Here is a 21020-nt window from a genome sequence, read left to right on the forward strand (position 1 = left end):
TTACGGGTCAAGCTGCACCGTAACAGCATTTGATATAAACAGCACAGCAGGCAAGCAAGGAACGTATACGTTCTTTGCGATCTTTTTCTTTGCGTTAACGGTAGAAAGTACCATTTCCGTAACACATTCGTCCAGCTCTTCTTCGGTCATATCCGCAACGTTGATCATAAGCTCGATTGTAACGTCCTTACCTTGAAAACCTTCAATAACATCGCCGACGACCTTACCTTCACCGTCCTTGGTGGCAGCACGTTTGGCAGAAGTCACATAGCACACCTTGTCCTCGTACATTGTTGGAACATAGAGCGCCTTATACTGAGGTATCACCACCTGAAAAGGTGAAGAATTCTGCACATGGACTGTCATTTCAATAACTCGGTAGTTCTCGTTTTTCTCGGAGGAAAAAGCCTCCTGATTATATACCGAATAATTCGACAGCGCATAGGTCTTGAACTCGGTCATGCCCATCTTCTGGAAGATATTCCTGTTGAAATCCACCGTTGTATCCTGGGTCGTGCTGTTCATCAGCGGCGGCAGGAAAAGCAGTGCGCAGATAAGCAGTACCAGCGCCACGGTTATCCAGATTATTACTTTCTTCCTCTCAACATATGCCGAACCGACTTTTACGCCCTGATGAAGCAGATCGGGAGCTTTTTTATTCGGATCGGGCTTTGGTATGAAGCTGTCATCTATCGGATCATCGCGCCTGACTCTCGCCCTGTGCTCCGAACCCTCATATTTGTTATCGGCAGCACCAAAACGGGTCTGCTTTGAATACCTGTTTGAAGAGAATATCTCTTCGGCAGCAGCATTCGTTTTTGAACCCTTGTAGGCATTGTGACTTAGCTTTTCATTAATATTATCGGGGACTTTCAAGCTATCCATCGTAGCGCCCGAACGCTTTGTCTGTATAGTTCTGTCAATAGCCAAATTATATCAATCCTCACATCATATCCGATTCTATATATCCGGTTCTTTACCTATCAGCCATATCTTTTATCTAACCGACTATTATTTCTTGCCGATAAGGGGTCTGAGGCAATCCATTATGCGCTCCTTTGTATCCTTGATATGGAGTGCCGCTGCCTTTTCGGAACATTCCTTCAGCTTTGCGGGGGCATCGAGATAATCTCTCACTGCACCCACGAATTTCTCTTCCGTAAGATCTTTTTCTTCAATAACTATACCCGCACCTGCATTCTGCAGCACCATACCGTTGTGATACTGGTGATTCTCTGCAACCCACGGTGAGGGTATGAGTATGGAACATCTGCCCATAGCTTCGATCTCAGCCAGTGACGCTGCACCGCATCGTGTGATAATAAGATCACAGGCAGCCATTGCCTTGGGCATATCAACATAGCTGTCAACTATAAGGTGATCGTTGCCCTTGATCTTGATGCCCTGCTTTTCACAATCGGCGATATAATTCTCATAATCCTTGTAGGTACCGTAGGAATGTATATGGTATACCTCCCTGCCATCACGCTGATACCATTTAAAGAGTTTAATTATGTTCTCGTTCAGAACTTTTGAACCCAGACTTCCGCCAGCGGAAAGCACTACCTGTGCGTCCTCGGGGATACCAAGTTTCTTGCGTGCCTCAGCCTTTGTCAGCCTGCCGAAGCCTCCCCTTACGGGCAGACCCGTTACCACGCATTTTTTGGCGTCGGGGAAGTTCTTTCTTGATTCCTCCACCGTCATCATAACAACATCAACTTTTTTTGAAAGTATCTTGTTTGTCACACCTGCGAAAGCGTTCTGTTCATGTATGGCAGTCCTGATGCCCATATTGGCTGCCGCCCTTACCACAGGTCCGCTGACGTAACCGCCTGTGCCTATAACGAGATCTGGATTGAATCCCTTTATGATCTCTTTGCATCTGCTTCCCGATTTAGCCAGATACAAGGCTGCCCGGAAGTTTCTTTTGATATTCTCGGCATTTATCTTTCTCTGGAATCCCTCTATTTTCAGCGGTTCAAATTTGTATCCCGCCTTTGGCACAAGCTTTGCTTCAAGCTTATCGGGGTTTCCCGCGAAGCATATCTCCGCATCGGGGTAGTTTTCTTTTATTATCTCGGCAATAGCCAGCGCGGGGTTCACATGACCCGCTGTGCCGCCGCCTGCAAGCAGAACTCTGAGCATTACGCACATACCTCTTTTATAATTAAATTAATAATATATTCATATAAATATCACCAGGACGATACCCATGCCAAGCAGAGTGATACCGATAACAAACTCGGCACGCCCAACTTTTTCAGCGTAGTCCTTGTCTTTTCTCCCCGACTTCTGTGCGGCTGAAAAGCCGTTTATCAAGGAGTATTTCTTAAAGAATAAGATGAGTCCGCCAAAAGCCGTGAACGCTGTCCCGAGTATCAGAAATATCAGCTTCAATGCAAGCACGGCTGTCACTCCTTTGAAAATCAAAGCAGACTTCTTATCATTTCTATTGTACTAAATTATTATGAACAAAGCAACACTTTTCAGTTAACAGCTAACCAAAACACAAAACCGCGCCGCGGCCATTATGCCGAAGGCGCTGTTTTATTATCATTTTTTGATGTTTCCCTGACGGGAGATGCTGAGCAGTATGCCCATCTCCGCCAATTGTATTATCAGCGCCGTACCGCCGTAACTGAAAAACGGCAAAGATATACCTGTATTCGGGAATGAGTTAGAAGCAACCATGATATTCAGGAAAGCCTGCAATCCTATCTGTATCGTGATGCCCGCAGCCACCAGCATACCGAATCTGTCCTTGGCATTTGCGGCAATGTAGAATCCTCTAAGCACGAAGATAACGAACAGTACCACTACTACAAGTGCGCCCACAAATCCCAGTTCCTCGCAGATTATAGCGAATACAAAGTCGTTCTGCGCTTCGGGCAGGTACAGAAATTTCTGTCTTGATTCACCGAATCCCAGTCCGAACCATCCGCCAGAACCGATAGCCACCAGCGAGTTATAGGTCTGCCATGTGTTGTTCTGAATATCAGCCTCAGGGTTGCGCCAGCCGTCTATTCTTTCCTGTATATAGGAAAACTTACCTGCCATCAGCACTACAGCCAGAGCCAGTACAGCCACTGCCGCAAGAACACCTATAAACTTCCAGAAAGTCTTTGCGGGCATACCACTGACAAACATCATGCTGACGCCGATAACTCCTATTATCAGCACCGCAGACAGATGTCGCTGAAGCCCCAGCACAATGACTGTTATACCCATTATCACTGTGAAAGGTATAACGCAGTACTTCCAGTTATTGAATTTCGGGAAATTGACCGCCATTATGTAGGCGAATATTATTATAAATGCTACTTTCAGAAGCTCCGACGGCTGGAACTGTACAAATCCCAGATTGATCCATCGGCTTGCGTCCGCAGTTGACGAACCGAAGAACGCCGCATACAGACACATGGCATACATAACACCAAAGAATATGTAACAAACCACCGTATTCTGAAAGAAATGGTAATCCAGCACAGATACCACCAGCATACCCACAAGACCAAGTCCCGCGAATGTAAGCTGTTTTTTAGCGTAGAAATATCCGTCACCCATATCGTTTATGCCCCAGGCATATGACGCCGAGAACATCATAAGTACGCCAAATCCCAGCAGCACCAGTATCAGCAGCAGGAATGGGATATCCACGCCCTTGTTTATAGATTTGAAATTGAAGTTAAGCTTTTTTCTCGCCTGCGCCACAGGTTGTCTGGCTATCAGGTGATTGTTCAGTGTAAGACCGCCGTCACGGTCGCGGTATATACCCTTATCAGCCATTAATGCTGTACCTCCGCTCACTTTCTTGATAAGGCTAATTTATAACCAGCCTTGATTCATATATACTGTAAGCCGCCGCACCTGCGCAGAATACTGCCTGCGCCGCCGCATACACAGCAGTGATGCGGTACTCGCTCCACCCGATATTGCGTAAATGCTCGTGAAGCGTTGCACCCTTGAACAGCAGCTTTTTATTTCTTTTGAATACCGCCCTCTGCAATATATGCGCAGCAAGCTCGATGAAAGGCACTGCCATCGCAAGCAGTACCGCTCCGTGCAGCCCTGAAAGCATCAGTATGCCGCACATCATACTTCCAAGGAACAATCCGCCCGACTGCCCGAGGAACAGTTTTGAGGGCTTAGCCCCCCATATCAGGAACCCCGCACAGCTTCCCGCCGCGCAAAGGCATATAACTCTGACAACCTCGCGACTGCCGTCGCCGAAAGCCGCAAAAAGTCCCAGAAAGCTTACAAACATCGTCATCGGACAAAGTCCGTCCACGCCTGTTTCGTGTATACCTTTCTGGCAATCACATATCTCCGCCGCCGTGATGATGAGCGTCATCATCAGCGCATTCAGCGGTATATAAGCCCAGCCAAGATCGACATAGCCCCACCTGAAAGGCAGCAGGACCATCTTGCAGCTGTAACCGAAAAGCCCCATCAGCGCGGTATAACCTCCGCATAGCAGCAGCTTGATCGTCACCCTGTATCTGCTTTTCATGCCTATTCCACCGCGCACATCGCGGTCGTAGTCTTCAGCGAGACCCACAGCAGTCAGCACCGCAGAGAATATCACCGTGAAAGCCGCCGCCCTTATCTCATCGGCATTAAAGCCATCAGCGGCTGCAGACGCAAAGCAAGCCGTCACAAAGCAGAACAGCATCAGTGCTCCTCCGCCCCTCGGTTCTGAGCCGTCCTGCTTGAATCTGTCGCCGATGTATATCTCGAATTTACCGGTTTTCAGTTTTCTGAACACGGGAATGAAAAGCCGCCCAAGCAGCCCGCCCACAGCAAGCTGCAGAGCAAATATTATAAACGTCAGCTTCACGCCTGTTTTATCGCCTCATATACTTCTTCAAGCTTCATGCCGCGGCTGCCCTTGAACAGTACAGCATCACCCTCTTTGAGGTTTGCTTTAAGATATTCCACAAGCTCCTCGTGAGTTTCAAAATGCTTTGTATTCTCACGATCGAAGCCCTTGTCGCAGGCACCCTCGATGTAATACGCCGAATTCTTGCCGAAACACAGCAGTACATCTGTTTTTGAAGCCTTGACATATTCGCCCACAGTGCGGTGATACCTAGCCGCGCCCTTGCCAAGTTCAAGCATATCGCCCAGCACTGCAAAACGTCTGCCGCGTACAGATATCTGGCTCAGCACAGAAAGGCTTGCTTTCATGGAATCGGGAGCTGCGTTGTAGCAGTCCAGCACGTAGGTCATTCCATTCTCACTTATTATGTTCTGTCTCATGCCCTCGGGTCTGAAATCCGCAAGTCCTGCAATGATATCCTCATTTTCCATACCTGCCGCCGCACCTGCACAGAATGCGGCCAGCGCATTCTTTACATTATGTTCGCCCAGACAATTTATCCTTGCATTGAGCTTTTCCCTGTTATAATGTATAGTGAAGCTTATGCCCTTGCTGTCAGCAGCGATATCCGAAGCATAAACATCGCAGTCCTTTTTGGATACAGAATAGTACCACACTTTTCTTCCGCCATATATCTCAGCCTTTGCGAGAAGTCTGTCATCGCGGCAGAGTATCAGCGGAGCATCTGCAGAAGCACCATCGAGTATCTCCATCTTGGCTTTGAGTATGCCCTCCTGCGAACCGAGATTCTCGATATGCGATACACCGATATTAGTAATCACGCATATCGTCGGCTTGCAGCTTGTGGACATTCTCGATATCTCACCCTTATGGTTCATGCCCATTTCGATAACTGCCGCCTGATGGGACTCATCAAGCTCCAGCAGTGTTTTGGGCATACCGACTTCATTATTGTGGTTCGCCTCAGTTTTAAGGGTCTTGAAGCTGCGGGAAAGCACGCTGTATATCATTTCCTTGGTAGTGGTCTTTCCAACACTGCCTGTTATACCCACAAGAGGTATATCAAATTTACTGCGATAGTACGATGCCGCATCCAGCAGTGCCTGTGCGGTGGAATCCACGATAAGGCATCTTGCGCCATCCACTGGTCTTTCCGTAACCACAGCTATGGCGCCAAGTTCCATAGCCTTTGCGGCAAAGTCGTGCCCGTCAAAGTTAGCACCTTTCAGCGCTATGAACAACGAGCCCTCTGTTATAGTTCTCGTATCGGTAGAGATATCCTTTACCTCCACATCGGCAGGAAAGCCGTAGCTTCCTCTTACAGCCTGTATTATCTCTGAAAGCATTAATTTTTCCATTGCTTTACCACCTTATCTCGACCCGAACCCTCAGGTCAGGTTAATTATCAAAGTTCCTTCAGCGCCTCAGCGACTACCTCACGCTCATCGAAGTGTATCTTCACTCCGCCTGCAAGTATCTGGTAATCCTCGTGACCCTTGCCCGCCAGCACGATGATGTCGTCCTTTTCGGCATTCTTTATCGCCCAGTGAATAGCCTCGCGCCTGTCAGTCATGCGTACATAAGGAGTATCCTTGCCCTCAAGACCCTTGAGTACGTCATTTATGATATCATCGGGATCCTCATCTCTGGGATTATCCGATGTAACTATCAGAAAATCAGCGTGTTCAGCCGCAGCTGCCGCCATAGGCGCACGCTTTGTACGGTCGCGGTTTCCGCCGCAGCCGAAAAGGCATTTTACCTTGCCCTTAGCACTCTCTTTTATAGCCGAAAGCACATTTATCAGCGCATCGGGAGTATGAGCGTAATCGCATATAACAGTGAAATTCCTGCCTGTGGGGATTATCTCAGCTCTGCCGCGAACGCCCTGTATCTTCTCGAACCCAGCGATCGTTTTGCAGGGTGTATATCCAAGTTCTTCCATGCAGGCTATTACAGCCAGCGAGTTGGATACATTAAAAAGTCCGGGCATATTGAAGCTTACATTCTTCTTGACCTTGCCGTCGCTGAACACATACTTCACACCGTCTGTGCCAAGCATGATATCCTCAGCACGGTAATCAGCCCTCTTGCTGACAGAGTATGTCTTGTAAGGACAGGGTATCTCTTTTGTATACCTCTCGCCATACTTGTCATCGATATTGATTATCGCTGTATCACTTATATCAAACAGCATCTTCTTTGCCTGATAGTAGTTCTCCATGGTACCGTGTACATCAAGATGATCCTGAGTAAGATTCGTAAACACGCCCACCCTGAAATGACAGCCCTGAACTCTCTTCTGTTCAAGTCCCTGTGAGGACACTTCCATTACAGTGTACTTACAGCCTGCGTCAGCCATTTTTCTGAACAGCTCAAACAGGTCATAGGGCTCGGGAGTAGTTCTCGCGGTGGGGATTATCTCGTCACCTATCTCGTTCTGGCAAGTGCCTATCAGACCGACCTTGCAGCCGAAGCCGCTGAGAACTTTCTTTATAACGGTAGTGATGGTAGTCTTTCCATTAGTGCCTGTAACACCGATAAGTTCAAGTTCTCTTTCGGGGTGACCGAACCATGCTGCACACAGCATCGGGAAAGCTGCCCTTGTGTCACTGACGATTATCTGCTTGTCAAGACCAAGGTCTCTCTCGCAGACAACCGCTGCGCAGCCTTTTTCCAGCATCTGCTTTGCGGCATCGTGTCCGTCAAAGGTCTTGCCCTTTATGCACACGAATATGCTGCCTTCGGTGACTTCCGCTCTTGTATCGGAAGTCAGCCCTGTTATTTCCATATCGGGCAGAGAAGTCTCTGCCACTTCTTTTATAAGTTCATATAATCTCATTCAAGTTCATTCCCTTAATATTTTTTACATTCACCCTTACTGCGAAGCTACTTCCATAGTTGCGAATGTTACCGTTACAGCTGTACCGAGAGGTACGCTGGTACCGGGTTCGTAGGTCTGGTCGCCAAGCGCATAGCTTACTTCTTCAGCCGCTGCAGAGCCCTCTGCTATCAGGTTCAGACCGTAGGTCTCCAGAGTTGCCTTAGCCTGACTTCTTGTAAGACCCTGTATGCTGGGCACAATGACCTTCTCGATCTCTGTTCTCTGATCGGTATACAGCACAACAGAACCGCCATGCTCGATCTTTACGCTTGCAGGCATCTGTCTGAGGACTGTATCGCCTTCGCCCTTTATCTTAACTACAAATCCAAGTTCTTCAAGTGTCTTTGTAGCCTCTTCAACGGTATAGTACTGAACGTTCGGAACATTTATGGATACGTTTTCCAGTTCCTCTTCGGTGTAGTTCGGGAACATACCCATGTAAGGGAGCACCTCGCTGAGCACTTCCTGACAGATAGGCGCAGCCACCATACTTCCGTAGAACTGCTCGCCTGTTGGGTGATCCACCAGCACCAGCATGATTATCTCGGGATCCTCCGCAGGAGCGAATGCGCAGTAGGAGCCAACGTAGGTATCGCCCTTTGCATTTTCGTCCAGCTTCTGCGATGTACCCGACTTACCTCCTATGCTGTAACCGGGTATGTAGCAGTTTGAACTCTTGTTTGTCTCAACAACGCCCTTGAGTATATCTCTCATGGAAGCAGAAGTCTCTTCCGAGATTATCTGTCTCTTGACTTCCCTGTCGTTTCTCTTTACAACGTTTCCGTTCTGGTCGGTAATGCTGCTGACAACTCTCGGCGTAACAACATATCCGCCGTTTACCGCCGCTGATACTGCTGTTATCATCTGTATCGGAGTGACCTTGTTGGTCTGACCGAAAGCAGATGTAGCCAGTTCAACGGGACCCAGCCAGCTGAGCTGATGTATATTGTAGGAATTAACTTCGCCCGGCAGGTCGATGCCGGTAAGCTCGTTATATCCGAATCCGTCGAAATACTTTACAAAGTTATCAGCGCCAAGTTTAAGACCTATCTGCACAAATGCAGGGTTACAGGAGTTTGCCATAGCCGCCGCAAGATTCTGCGAACCGTGGTCGCCTGTTGTCCAGCAGGAGATATCTCTGTCTTCAACGGTTATGTGATTGTTGCAGTTGAATGTCTCGTCCAGCGAGATCGCTTTTTCTTCAAGTGCCGATGCACCTGTGATTATCTTGAATACAGAACCGGGGAAATACAGTTCCGAAACGCATTTGTCCTTCCACTGCAAACTCCAGGCATTCTGTCTTTCAGTCTCATATTCGGGAGAATTCTTCATACCCGCCAGCTTTGCGGCTACCTGCTTATCAGATATCAGCGAGGGCTCGTTAGGATCATAACTGAACGCCGTAGCCTCGGCATAAACCTGACCTGTCTTGGGATTCATGATTATACCGCAGACTCTGTCGGTAGGCTGATTCTCTTCATAAGCCTTCTGCAGACCCTTTTCCAGCATATACTGGATATTGATATCTATGTTCAGATTGAGGTCGTTGCCGTTCTGAACATCGTAGCTCTGCTTGTAACGATAAGGAATATCGTTTCCGTCCTTATCTTTTGCGGTAACTACTCTGCCGTCAACGCCTTTGAGATAGTCATCGTAATAAGCTTCAAGACCGTATATACCATTATCCTCGAAATCCGTATAACCCAGCACATGGGCAGCCAGTGATTCCTGCGGATAAACACGCTTTGTCTGTTCTTCTCCTCTTACGCCGTCTATTTTCAGCTCAGTGAGCTTTGCTTCTATCTCATCACGAAGAGTCTTCTCGATGCCCTCACCCAGTATAATGTACTGGCTAGTGATATCTCCAAGCTTGCTCCGTACATCGCCTGTGTCCATTTTCAGCTTAAGTGCCAGAAACTCCACAAGCTCATCGAATGTCTCGGTGCTTGTCTTTGCATTATCAAGTTCTTCCTTGTACTTGAGGACCTTCTCAGCATTGTCCTCGTCCTTTATCGCGGCTTTCAGTTCCTCGATACGTTTATCCCTTGCATCGCACTGCTGTTTAAGCATTATGGGGTCAACATATATCCTGTAAACCGTAGCGCTCTGGGCAAGAACATTGCCTTTCGCATCGTACATTGAACCTCTCGAAGCAGGTACCACTGTGGATTTCAGCTGCTGTGAATTAGCCAGTTCCTTCCACTTCGCGCCTTCCTTTATGGATACCTTCCATATGCCCCATATCATGTATATCAGCAAAAGCAGCACAGGCAGGCACAGCCATATGGTGAGCCTTGTTTTCATTTTTAAACTTGGTTTATCGGTCATCACTTAACCTCCGTCCCGATAAATGCGTTTTATGCCCTCTCACAGGGCAGATAAAACCTATTTGAAAATAGAACAAGAAAGCTAAGTACAACTATCTGTGCTTAACTTTCTTATATAATATATGATTTAGTGCCCCAGATATTCCGAAGCGCGATCGATCCAGCGTTTGAAACGTGCGAGAACGTCTTCCTTATCGCCGCCCTTAACTTCAGCCACTGAAGGTGTTTCGATCTCTATATACTCTATCTGAGATTTATCAAGCTTTTGCAGACCCAGTTCGTTTCTTGCATATTCCTCGACCTTGGTCATATTCATTCTCTCAGCTATCTCAGACTGCATACTTACATTCTCGTTCTGCAGCTGATCCAGCTGCTTTTCCAGACCTGCCCTTTCATTGTAAAGTCTGGATATCTCCACCTTACCGTAGATAAGGCTTCCCATCAGAGAAACGGCTATGATTATAAGTATAGCCCACGCCAGCTTCGCTCCGATGCTCATAGCAGGAGCAGCAGGGATAGCCTTGGACCTTTTCTTTTCTTCATGCACAGCCGTTCTGCCGTGCTCGGGATCATCCACGTAAGGCAGTTCAAGTTCATGAGCCAGATTGCTGTGATCGTTATATTTTGTCATTTATGATACACCTCTATACGCGCCCCAAAAGCGCACAGAAAATTTTTACACAAGCTTCCTCTTTTTTGTCTGTCTCTCTTTATCTTTTCCCGTCACTGCGGGTCATTTTTAATCTTCTCTATTATTCTGAGTTTCGCGCTGTGAGCGCGCTTGTTTTCTTCGTTCTCTGTATCTGTCGGTTCTATGGGTTTCTTAGTTATGAGCTTTCCTCTCGGAGTTCTTCCGCACACGCACACGGGGAAATCAGGCGGACATATACAGCCCTGACAAAAGCTCTTGAATCTCTGTTTGACTAGCCTGTCTTCCAGTGAATGGAAAGTGATTATGCAAAGTCTTCCGCCAACGTTCAGCAGGTCGAAAGCTTTATCCAGCGCAGTGCTTAGATGTTCGAGCTCCGCATTGACTTCTATTCGTATCGCCTGAAAAGTCTTTTTACAGGGATTTTTCTCGCGTCTTACCTTCTGCGGCACAGCCGATTTGATGATCTCGGCAAGCTCAAGCGTGGTCTCTATCGGTTTTTCTTCCCTTGCCTGAACTATCTTCTTTGCGATGTTCCGCGAGAATTTCTCCTCACCATACTCGAATATTATCCTGGCAAGTGTCCGTTCATCGTAACCGTTTACAACATCGCGTGCCGAAAGTCCTTCACTGCTCATCCTCATATCCAGCGGAGCATCTGCATGATAGGAAAAACCTCTCTCTGCATTATCCAGCTGATAGGAAGATACGCCAAGATCCATCAGTATGCCGTCAGCACCTTCAAGACCGAGTCTTTCAAATATCTCGTCCAGTTCGGAATAATTCCCGTGAACTACCGTTGCTGGCAATCCCGACAGTCTTTCAGTCGCAACAGCCACCGCCTCGGGATCTCTGTCAACTGCGATGAGCCTTCCCGTGGTCAGCCTTTTGGCTATCTCACGTGAATGTCCCGCGCCGCCCGCAGTACCGTCGCAATATATGCCCTCAGGCTTTATATCAAGTCCCTCGATGCATTCATTGAGCAAAACAGAGACGTGCTTGAATTCCATCTATATCCCAACTCCTTCAAGAGCTGCCAGCAGTGCTTCATCATCGAGCTTCGCACTGCGTTCCTCCCATCTGCATTTATCCCATATCTCACAGCGGTCGGTAAGTCCCATCACGATGACTTCCTTTTCAAGTCCCGCCCAATCTCTCAGCGGCTGAGGCACCAGTATCCTGCCCTGCTTGTCCGCTTCGGCTTCAATGGCGCTGCCCGTGAAGAACCTTATGATATCCCGTCCCGACGCCAGGGGCATCTCACGGAATTTTTCATTCAGCCTGTCAAAATCCTCGGGAGAGAATACCAGCAGACAGTGGTCGATACCTCTCGTAACGATGAAGCACTCGCCGATGATCTCACGGAACTTCGCAGGAAAGCTCATGCGTCCCTTGACATCCATGCTCTGATTATAAGTACCCATCAAGGTCTTTAAAGCCAAGCGCTCACCCCCTCACGGACATATCTGCCACGATCCGGTAAAACTTTGACACCAAATCGCACTTTTTACCACTATGAACATTATACAGCATAATGAAAAAAATTGCAATTGGTATTTTTCCCGAATTCTTGAAGAAACAGGGAAATTTATTGTACTCGGCACAGTGCCTTTGTTACCAAATGTCGCATTTTGTAACCTTTGGAGAGGGGTTTGTAATTCTTTTGTAATTTGTAAAGTTTTTGTTAACTCTGTTCGACTACTATATCTGGGTGTTTGACGCATAAATATTTCGGATATTTAGTTAGCGAACATACATATAATTACAAAATAATTACATCGTCCGCCGCAAGAACTGCTGTAAAAGCTGTTCCTATAGCCCTATTGTACCACAATAACTGGTACTCGTCAATAAGTTTTCTTAAAAGTTCACACAAAATACAGAACTTTTGTCACTTTATCGATTTAATGTGTGAATGAGCCCACGAGCAAAAAATACATTTTTTACCAAAAACTAAAAATCGGTTACAGTATATTTTGTTAACCAAATTAATTATTACAATATCAGCTTAGTCTAAAATTTTCGTAAAAAAGCACCCAATGTGTGACGAACCGCCCGCAAACAATCTCATATTCCCAATTACCCCCAAGGTTTTCAACATTCTTTTCGTCATTGTGCACAAAGCCTTTGTACGGATCATTATCCGCAAACGTTTAAGGCACTTCCCATAAAAATACAAGCACGTTTGCAACGATCCCAGACCTTTGCAAACGTGCTTTCATATAAATAATATTTACTATTTGATATCCTTGAGAGGAAAACTTTCAACTAATGACCGGGAACTAAAAATATACAGATAGTCATCGTACACCACAAATCCTGTCACATCCAGGTAAGGATAATGATAAATATCATCGATATCCTTGGGCTCGAAAGACGTCTTGCCTACGACTTTCAGTTCTTCACCATCGATTTCTATCAGGATATAGTTCTGTTTTGCGGTTTTACTGTTGTAATAATAATAGACCGTATTGCCGTCCTCATCGTAATCCTCGGCAACTTTATCGTCCTCACCATCGATAAGATACTGGTAATATTCATTCATGGATATCTCATAGGCATCATGATCGAACTCCGTTTCAAGCGGCAAACAGCAGTATTTTCCATTTATCGGGCAGTACAATATACCATTAGGTTCACATTTCAGATCTTCAATCTGCGACAGCACCCCGGGTCTGCGTATTGGTATCGCATTGTCGGTATCATATTCGGTGTAACCTCTTGCGAATCCGTCCTCAGTCCATGCCGTTTTAAATACAGGTCGGCTGGCTTTACCTTCAACAACGTCTTCAGGACGAAGGCTAACAAGCTTTAACAGCAAACTGGCAACATCGTCATCATAGTGATCCGAAATAATAAGACATACATCGTCATCAGCGAACCATTCTTCACCGTATGCGCCATCTGTCACTACAGGTGCGGAAAGCGTATCCTCCTTGTAGCTCGTCACTTTCGGAGAGTTGATATCACTCAGATCGGCAGATTCCAGCACCACAGCTTCCCTGCTGTCGTCCTCGCCTGACATATATTCCGCAAAATACACAGTCGAACCATCAAGAACAGAACCACTGAAATTGCCGGGCCATTCTTCATCGCCCACCTCGGGTTTATCGAGATATACCGTGCGCTTATATTGTCCCAGACAGTTCAGTTCCTCATCAAAAGCTATTGCGCGTTCACCGCTTGAGATATACAGCACACCGTTCACAGCAGAAAAAGAAGAGATATAATCGTCGAAAGCAAACACAGCATCGGAAGGAATGTCCCCGAAAGCTTTTATTTCCAGCCCCGCCGAAGTATCTATTTTCATCATCTGCATAGCGCTTTCATCACTTACGCCACACCGCGAAGCGATCCATATATCGCTTCCCTTTTCGATTATTTTTGAAGACGAGACAGTCAACGCCAATTTGTCGGTACATTTCATCTCTCCTGCAGTATCAATACTGCTCATTATCTTAAGCACAGGCATTTCAGCCTTTGCAGAGATATAGATATCGTCCTCGTCTATAAGCGAAGCTTCGCCGTTTTCATATGTTTCCGGAAGAAATGCAGGCTCGCCCGAAATATATTTTTCAGCTTCCGCAGCGCTTCGGCCGGAAGAATACCGACTTATAACAGTTATCCTGCCATTATCGCCAATGATAAGGTCTTCCATTATCCCGGGCTGTTCATACTCGTAAAGAAGTTCCTCACTGTTCTTGTCAAAAACACAGAACCCACAGTATTCCTGATTTATCTTTTTATCACCTATCATTTCAGGCTTATAGAAATCGTATAAAGCTATCAGTTCATCGCCGTTCAGCATCATCCCGAAGACATATGGTCCATATCCCGTGCCTTTTTCTTTATCCGCCTGATTTTCCGCAAGATCTTTCCTGATAAACGTTTCACTCATCATATCATGCTCGGAAAATTCTGCCTTGCCCTTATCAAGCTTACAGCTTTTTATGCTTGTCGAACCTGCATCGAACACTTTGTCATTTTCCTGCAAAAATCTCTCCGGATGGCTTATCTCTTTTTTTGAATGATCTCTGCTCGTCAGCAGAGTTATTTCTCCGCCACCCTCGTAAATACAGTTTTCCCTGAAATACGCACCCATAATGTACGATAAATTTGTCTCTTCATTGTCTCTGTCATTGATATATCGCAGAAGCACATTTTCGCCCAGATATTTCCAGCTTTGCACATCACTTTCAATCAGGAACGTATGCAGCGACTTATACGAACCTCTTCTCAGCCCCACAAAACCGAGATCGTCTTTTTTCTCTTCCTGTGCGATCACCTTTTCTGCTTTCTTTGTTTTTTCGGGAGTTTTCCAGTCGCGAAGCATAAAGCCAACGCCCGCAACAACAACGACCGCAGCGGCTGCGGCAGCTATCTTAGGGATTTTGCTCTGCTTTCTGACAATTTCAGGATTTTTGTTTGCCGCCTCCATCGCAGCTGCTGTTATCGCCATACTGCCGTTATCCAGCATCTCACCGATATTCTCGGGGCGAAGTTTTTCGGGTATCGGGAACATATCTTCCTGACCCTTTATCAGCACGCCGCGTCCCAGCCCTTTCATACCGATGTTTTTCAGCCTTTCCCTTCCGTCAGAGATATTCGCCCTTACTTCAGTGGACTTCATCTCGGTTATATCAGCGATATCTGCCGCCGAAAGCCCAGCTATGCCATTCAGAGCAAGGCAAAGTCTTTCTTTTGGAGATATCTTTTTGATCTCAGCCAGCACCTGCGGCACATCATCTTTCACGACTTCAACATCCCGCGAAAAGCTCTTGTTTCTGTGAAGTTTTTCGGTAGTCTTAATCAACGCCGAAAATATCCTTACATCGAATTCCCTCGCAGTACATTCCCCGCTGTATACCGCATACATAGCAAGCACGCTCTCACGGACTGCATCTGCGGCTTCTGATTCTCTGCAAAGCACTGCAAGTGCGCAGTAATAAAGTTTTTTATACAGCCTGAGATATTGTTTCTCAAATAATGATCTTTTATCGTTGCTATACAAAGTCTTCTCCTTTTGTCCTCAACTCGTTGTTTCTTTTTTTAAATGATAAGCCCCGCAATGAAAGCCGCCGCAGAAGCGCCCAGTGCCACCGCTATCAGCGGAAGTTCAAAATATGCCATTGCAAGCGCCACTACTGTTCCTGCCACCGCAGTGACGGTGCTTCCCGTGCTGTAGATTATCGCAGGAAATGTCATTGCACTCAGCACCGCATAGGGTATGTAATGCAGAAAACTCAGCCAGAATCTTGAAGTTATCTTCCTCCTGAAAAATGTAAAGGGAACCATGCGTATAAGGTAGGTAACTGCCGCCATCACCGCTACATATATCACAATACTCATTCTTTTCCCTCCTGTGTATCCTTTACAGGGAAAAGCCACGCACCCAAAAGCGAAGCAACTATCGCACATATTATCATCGCAAATCCGCCCGATACCGCAGTGAACACGTACTTGAACAGCAGACTTATCACCACAGCTGTCAGCGAAACTGCCAGCACGCCCATTTCTTTTTTACAAGGAGGTACCACTATCGCTATGAACATACCATAAAGTACCAGTCCCATGGCACTGGATACGGCGGCAGGAAGAAGCTGACCCGCAGCTGCACCCATAGCCGTGCCGCTTACCCAGCCCAATACAGCCACGAATATCATACCGTACATATACGCGGGTGTAAGCGGAGTATTCTGTGCAGCACAAACAGCAAATATCTCATCAGTTATGCCGTAGCTTGCCGCAAGCCTGTGGGGCGTTGTGAATTTCTTATCGAGCTTCTGCGAAAGCGAAAGTGCCATCAGCGAATATCTCATATTTATGGTTATCTGCACCAGAACCATCTCCAGCAGAGTTCCCCCTGCCGCGATGATATCGATACCTGCTGCCTGTCCCGCACTTGTAACATTGGTCAGTGATATCAGCGAAGCGCAAAGTGCGCTCAATCCCTTACCGACCGCCGCTATGCCGAATCCGAAGGATACCGACAGATATCCCAGCATTATCGGCACACCGTGAGACATACCCCTTACAAAATCTTTTTTCAAATCTATTCTCCTATCTTAACGGGTCTCCCCCGCCTAAACTACGATGATGTTGTATTCAGCGCAGGTTTATAGTCTCTATGACTTCCTGCATAAGTTCCGCGGATTTCTGCTGCTTGCCCGCTGTCACCGCGAAATACGGTTTTAACTCGTCCACGAAACGCACACGGCTCTTGTATTTGCCTGCTAGTGCCGCTATCTGCCTTGGTTCTAAGGTCGTGATATAGAACTGCATCTTCGGACCCATCTGCTTTATTTCCTTTATGCCCAGTCTTGAAGCCCTGTTTCTCAACAGCGCTATCTGCACCAGACCAAGCACCGACTTCGGCGGGTCGCCGTAACGGTCAATCAGTTCATCAAGTACATCGCGGGAATCTTCTTCCGTCGCGATCGACGCTATCTTGCGGTATGCGTCAACTCTCTGCGCCGCATTCTCGATATAGCCATCGGGGATATACGCATTTATGGCGATATCCACAAGGCAGTCCTCGGGCGAATGCGGTATCTCCTCGCCTTTCTGCTCGGCTATAGCTTCGTTGAGAAGTCGCAGGTACATATCGTATCCAACAGCCTCCATATGACCGTGCTGCTTTGCCGAAAGTATACTTCCGGCGCCGCGTATCTCAAGATCTCTCATAGCTATGTGGAAACCTGAACCGAACTGGGTGAACTCCCTTATAGCCTGCAATCTCTTGCTTGCGGTCTCATTGAGCACTTTCCCGCGTCTGAATGTAAAGTAAGCAAACGCTCGCCTGTTTGAACGTCCCACGCGGCCTCTCAACTGGTGAAGCTGTGAAAGTCCCAGCCTGTCAGCGTCCTCGATTATCAGCGTATTCACATTGGGTACGTCTATACCCGTTTCGATAAGCGTTGTGCATACAAGTATATCTATCTCGTGTTCGACCACCTGCCGCCATATCTCGGAGAGTTCTTTTTCATCCATCTGTCCGTGGGCATAGCCTATTCTCGCATCGGGGATACTATTTTGCAGACGGTCAACAGTGCGAAGTATGGTATCTATCCTGTTGTGTATATAGTAGACCTGTCCGCCGCGCCTTAATTCCTTACTTATAGCCTGCAGTATCACACCGTCATTATGTTCGATAACGTAGGTCTGTATAGGATGTCTGTCCATAGGCGGTTCTTCTATGACGGACATATCCCTTATGCCGCTGAGCGCCATGTTCAGGGTACGGGGTATAGGTGTCGCCGAAAGGGTCAGTATATCCACCCCGGGGTGATTTTCCTTGAATTTCTCCTTGTGCGCCACACCGAAACGCTGTTCCTCGTCTATTATCGCAAGACCTAAGTCCTTGAACTCAACGTCCTTTGATACCAGTCTGTGAGTACCTATTATAAGGTCAACAGTACCTCTTTTAAGTTCACGAACGATAGCCGCCTGTTCCTTGGGTTTGCGGAATCTTGACAGCAGTTCGACTTTCACCGCGAAATGCTCAAAACGCTTTATCGCCGTCTGATAATGCTGCCATGCAAGCACCGTGGTAGGTGCCAGTATCGCACACTGTTTTCCGTTGACAACGCACTTGAACGCCGCCCTCAGTGCAACTTCGGTCTTGCCGAAACCAACATCGCCGCAGAGAAGTCTGTCCATGGGGGTATGCTTTTCCATATCGCCCTTTATCTCGTTTATCGCCCTCAGCTGGTCATCTGTTTCCTGATAGTCAAATCTTTCCTCAAAATCCCTCTGCCAGTCGTCATCAGGCTCAAATGAATAGCCCTTTGCCATCTGACGCTGTGCGTACAGCTTTGTGAGTTCCTCAGCCATATCCTTTACAGCGGCACGAACTTTGTTCCTTGTACGTGTCCATTCGGTGGAATTCAGTTTGTTCAGCTTGATATTGCCGTCATCGCCGGGACCCACATACCTCGATACAAGGTCAAGCTGAGTAACAGGCACATAAAGCACGTCTGTGCCCGCATAGCTGATAGTGATGTAATCCTTTTTGACTCCGCCTGTTTCGATGTTCTTTATGCCCATGAATTTGCCTATGCCGTACATCGAATGTACCACAAGATCACCCGAATGTATATCCGAAAGCGCTTTTATCTCCTCGCCCGCCTTGTGCTTGGGCTTTTTGCGCTTTGAAGACAGGGCTTTCATCTGGGTTATCAGTGCACATCCGATAGATGGGTAATCATATCCCGCCGAAAGACTTCCCGTGCGAACATAGACTTTTCCCGGCTTTATATCGAAGCTTTCACCCATCTGTTCCGCATTTATACCTGAATCTTTCAGATCTTTTACGATGATAGGCACGGTCTTCTCCGAACCTGCCAGCACCACCGTGCAGTAGCCGTTATCGCAGAGGGTCTGCAATTCTTCCTGCAAAGCCACCATGCTTCCGCCCCACGCAGAGGTCTGACGACAGTCGGTGTTTATCAGCTTTTTCAGCTTTACACTGTTCAGCGAGCGCATGAATGTATCCATAAAGATCGTCTTCATGTTGACTATCCTGCTCTCCGCCTGACCCATATCAAGGCAGAAGCCCTCCAGCCGCTTGAAGAGTATGCCCTCGGTGTAGAGTATCTTCAGATCTTCTGACAGTTGTGCCAACGCCGCCTTGCCCTTTTCAATACAGTTGTTGTATTCCGAGACAGCACAAAAGCCCCCGCCGAAGTAGTCGAAAACAGTAGCCGTTTCGCTGTACGCAAGGGAGTAGTATTTATCAAGATCGGTGAGCATTATACCGCTCTCAATGAGGTCGATATCCTTTTGGATATGCTCTCTTATCTTGTCGGTCAGCTTTCCTCTGGCAGACTTTGCCAGTTCTTCCATACGTCTTACCTGTTCGGCGCTGTCAGGAAAGATTATCTCCAGAGCGGGTGCGACAGTCACCTTATCCAGCGGCTCGGAGCGTCTTTGGGATTCAACGTCGAAATACGCCATCATATCCACTTCATCGCCCCAAAGCTCGATACGCACAGGCTGTTTATCCTGTACAGGGAAGATATCTATTATCGAACCTCTCACAGCAAACTGCGCTGCACCCTCGACCTGATCGGTCTTAGTGTAGCCCGCAGCAAGAAGTTTCCGCGAAAGTTCTTCTGCATCAAGCTCACTGCCGTTCTCAATAACGAAAGTATTCTCCTTTAACGCGGCAGGAGGTATCGTACCTTGCAGACAGGCTTCCATACCCGCCGCCATTATCCTGCAATTGCCCGATACTATATCCGAAAGTGCCGCTATACGCCTATGTTCGTACTCGCGGGATATGCCCTCCATGTAAGCAAAGTTCATATCCTTTGCAGGATAAACGCAGGCTATCTGCTCACCTGCCATCTCGTTGATATCAGCCGTCATTTTGGTGGCATCGGCTTCGTCGGCGCATATCAGCAAGCACTTGCCCAGTGAGGACAGCGCTGCCGTAAGCATAGCTTTGTGTACACCCGAAACGCCTGTCACCGCGGCAGGAGTATAGCCTTTCAGCAGGCAGTTCTTGATATCCTTGTAATGTTCAAGACGGCTCGCCGTTTCAAAAAATATATTCATCACATCATACCCTAAAAACTACGCATTGAATTTGTTCATAGCTTCATCTATCTTACCCTGCACCATAAGTTCCAGCGCATTGCAAGCATTTTCAGCGGCACCGTCCAGTTTTTTTCTGTCCTCTTCGCTGAATTTTGATAGCACCCATTTAGCAAGGTCATATGCGGGATTAGGCTTTTTGCCTACCCCAAGCTTTATCCTCGGGAAGTTTTCACCGTCGCATTGTGCGATGATGCTCTTGATGCCGTTATGTCCCCCCGCCGAACCTTTTCTTCTTATCCTCATCTGACCCACATCAAGGGAGATATCATCGAATATCACTATGACATTTTCGAGTGGTATCTTGTAGAAGTCCATAGCCTCAGACACAGCATCGCCGCTGAGGTTCATAAAAGTCTCGGGCTTCATCACAAGACAGCTTTTGCCGCCTATGACGGTATTGCCCACCTTAGCCTTGAACTTATGCCTGTCACATGAGAATCCCAGTTTTTTCTCCAAAGCTTCTATCGTTATGAAGCCCGCATTGTGTCTCGTGCCCTCATACTGTATCCCGGGATTTCCCAATCCAACGATGATATACTCGGGTTTAGTACCTGTTTCACCGCGCTGTGCGGATAGCTGTTTCAGCTTTTCAAAAATATCCATATTCTTACTCCTGTCATTTTTACCTTTATATGATCTGCTTTTGCAGCATCGCCCATTTTAAACCATGCAAGCACAAAATCCCCGACTTTCTCGAAGTCGGGGTATTGGATCGCTCATTGT

The 21020-nt window shown here is 47.2% G+C and carries 16 protein-coding genes; all 16 read right to left on the bottom strand.

What is annotated here, in order from left to right; all coding sequences use genetic code 11:
- Window positions 1-930 carry a hypothetical protein gene (locus tag N773_RS0111540; RefSeq protein ID WP_024857935.1) on the bottom strand — a complete coding sequence of 310 codons (930 nt, stop codon included), beginning with the start codon at window positions 928-930 and terminating at the stop codon, window positions 1-3.
- Window positions 931-1011: 81 nt separating this feature from the next.
- Entirely contained in the window at window positions 1012-2145 is a 1134-nt protein-coding gene (gene murG, locus N773_RS0111545) for an undecaprenyldiphospho-muramoylpentapeptide beta-N-acetylglucosaminyltransferase (protein WP_024857936.1), read from the bottom strand.
- 39 nt (window positions 2146-2184) lie between these two features.
- Window positions 2185-2406 (bottom strand): DUF3784 domain-containing protein, encoded by a 222-nt coding sequence (locus tag N773_RS0111550; protein ID WP_024857937.1) that lies wholly within the window; start codon window positions 2404-2406, stop codon window positions 2185-2187.
- A 147-nt stretch (window positions 2407-2553) separates the two neighbouring features.
- The gene (locus N773_RS0111555) at window positions 2554-3786 is read right to left on the bottom strand and encodes an FtsW/RodA/SpoVE family cell cycle protein (protein ID WP_024857938.1); all 1233 of its coding nucleotides are present in this window, start codon (window positions 3784-3786) and stop codon (window positions 2554-2556) included.
- A 34-nt stretch (window positions 3787-3820) separates the two neighbouring features.
- Window positions 3821-4837, bottom strand: a complete 1017-nt coding sequence (locus N773_RS0111560) for a glycosyltransferase family 4 protein (protein WP_024857939.1) — start codon at window positions 4835-4837, stop codon at window positions 3821-3823.
- On the bottom strand, window positions 4834-6198 hold the full coding sequence (locus N773_RS0111565; protein ID WP_024857940.1) for a UDP-N-acetylmuramoyl-tripeptide--D-alanyl-D-alanine ligase: 1365 nt from the start codon (window positions 6196-6198) through the stop codon (window positions 4834-4836). The genes N773_RS0111560 and N773_RS0111565 overlap by 4 nt, the downstream gene beginning before the upstream one ends.
- Window positions 6199-6245: 47 nt before the next feature.
- Window positions 6246-7679: a UDP-N-acetylmuramoyl-L-alanyl-D-glutamate--2,6-diaminopimelate ligase gene (locus N773_RS0111570; RefSeq protein WP_024857941.1), complete on the bottom strand. Its 1434-nt coding sequence runs from the start codon at window positions 7677-7679 to the stop codon at window positions 6246-6248.
- A 36-nt stretch (window positions 7680-7715) separates the two neighbouring features.
- Window positions 7716-10049: a penicillin-binding transpeptidase domain-containing protein gene (locus N773_RS0111575; RefSeq protein ID WP_024857942.1), complete on the bottom strand. Its 2334-nt coding sequence runs from the start codon at window positions 10047-10049 to the stop codon at window positions 7716-7718.
- A gap of 126 nt (window positions 10050-10175) precedes the next feature.
- On the bottom strand, window positions 10176-10679 hold the full coding sequence (locus tag N773_RS0111580; RefSeq protein WP_024857943.1) for a septum formation initiator family protein: 504 nt from the start codon (window positions 10677-10679) through the stop codon (window positions 10176-10178).
- A gap of 92 nt (window positions 10680-10771) precedes the next feature.
- Window positions 10772-11707 (bottom strand): 16S rRNA (cytosine(1402)-N(4))-methyltransferase RsmH, encoded by a 936-nt coding sequence (gene rsmH / locus N773_RS0111585; RefSeq protein WP_024857944.1) that lies wholly within the window; start codon window positions 11705-11707, stop codon window positions 10772-10774.
- Window positions 11708-12139: a division/cell wall cluster transcriptional repressor MraZ gene (gene mraZ, locus N773_RS0111590; protein WP_051454281.1), complete on the bottom strand. Its 432-nt coding sequence runs from the start codon at window positions 12137-12139 to the stop codon at window positions 11708-11710.
- 794 nt (window positions 12140-12933) lie between these two features.
- Window positions 12934-15708, bottom strand: coding sequence for a hypothetical protein (locus N773_RS0111595; protein ID WP_024857946.1), 2775 nt, complete (start codon window positions 15706-15708; stop codon window positions 12934-12936).
- 38 nt (window positions 15709-15746) lie between these two features.
- The gene (locus N773_RS0111600) at window positions 15747-16046 is read right to left on the bottom strand and encodes an AzlD domain-containing protein (protein ID WP_024857947.1); all 300 of its coding nucleotides are present in this window, start codon (window positions 16044-16046) and stop codon (window positions 15747-15749) included.
- The gene (locus N773_RS0111605; protein WP_024857948.1) at window positions 16043-16747 is read right to left on the bottom strand and encodes an AzlC family ABC transporter permease; all 705 of its coding nucleotides are present in this window, start codon (window positions 16745-16747) and stop codon (window positions 16043-16045) included. Before N773_RS0111605 ends, N773_RS0111600 begins: the two co-directional genes overlap by 4 nt.
- Before the next feature lie 55 nt (window positions 16748-16802).
- The gene (gene mfd, locus N773_RS0111610; RefSeq protein WP_024857949.1) at window positions 16803-20255 is read right to left on the bottom strand and encodes a transcription-repair coupling factor; all 3453 of its coding nucleotides are present in this window, start codon (window positions 20253-20255) and stop codon (window positions 16803-16805) included.
- Between the two features lie 18 nt (window positions 20256-20273).
- The gene (pth, locus tag N773_RS0111615) at window positions 20274-20900 is read right to left on the bottom strand and encodes an aminoacyl-tRNA hydrolase (RefSeq protein ID WP_024857950.1); all 627 of its coding nucleotides are present in this window, start codon (window positions 20898-20900) and stop codon (window positions 20274-20276) included.
- Window positions 20901-21020: the final 120 nt, after the last annotated feature.

This window comes from Ruminococcus albus AD2013 (assembly GCF_000526775.1).
Taxonomy (GTDB): Bacteria; Bacillota; Clostridia; order Oscillospirales; family Ruminococcaceae; genus Hominimerdicola; species Hominimerdicola alba_A.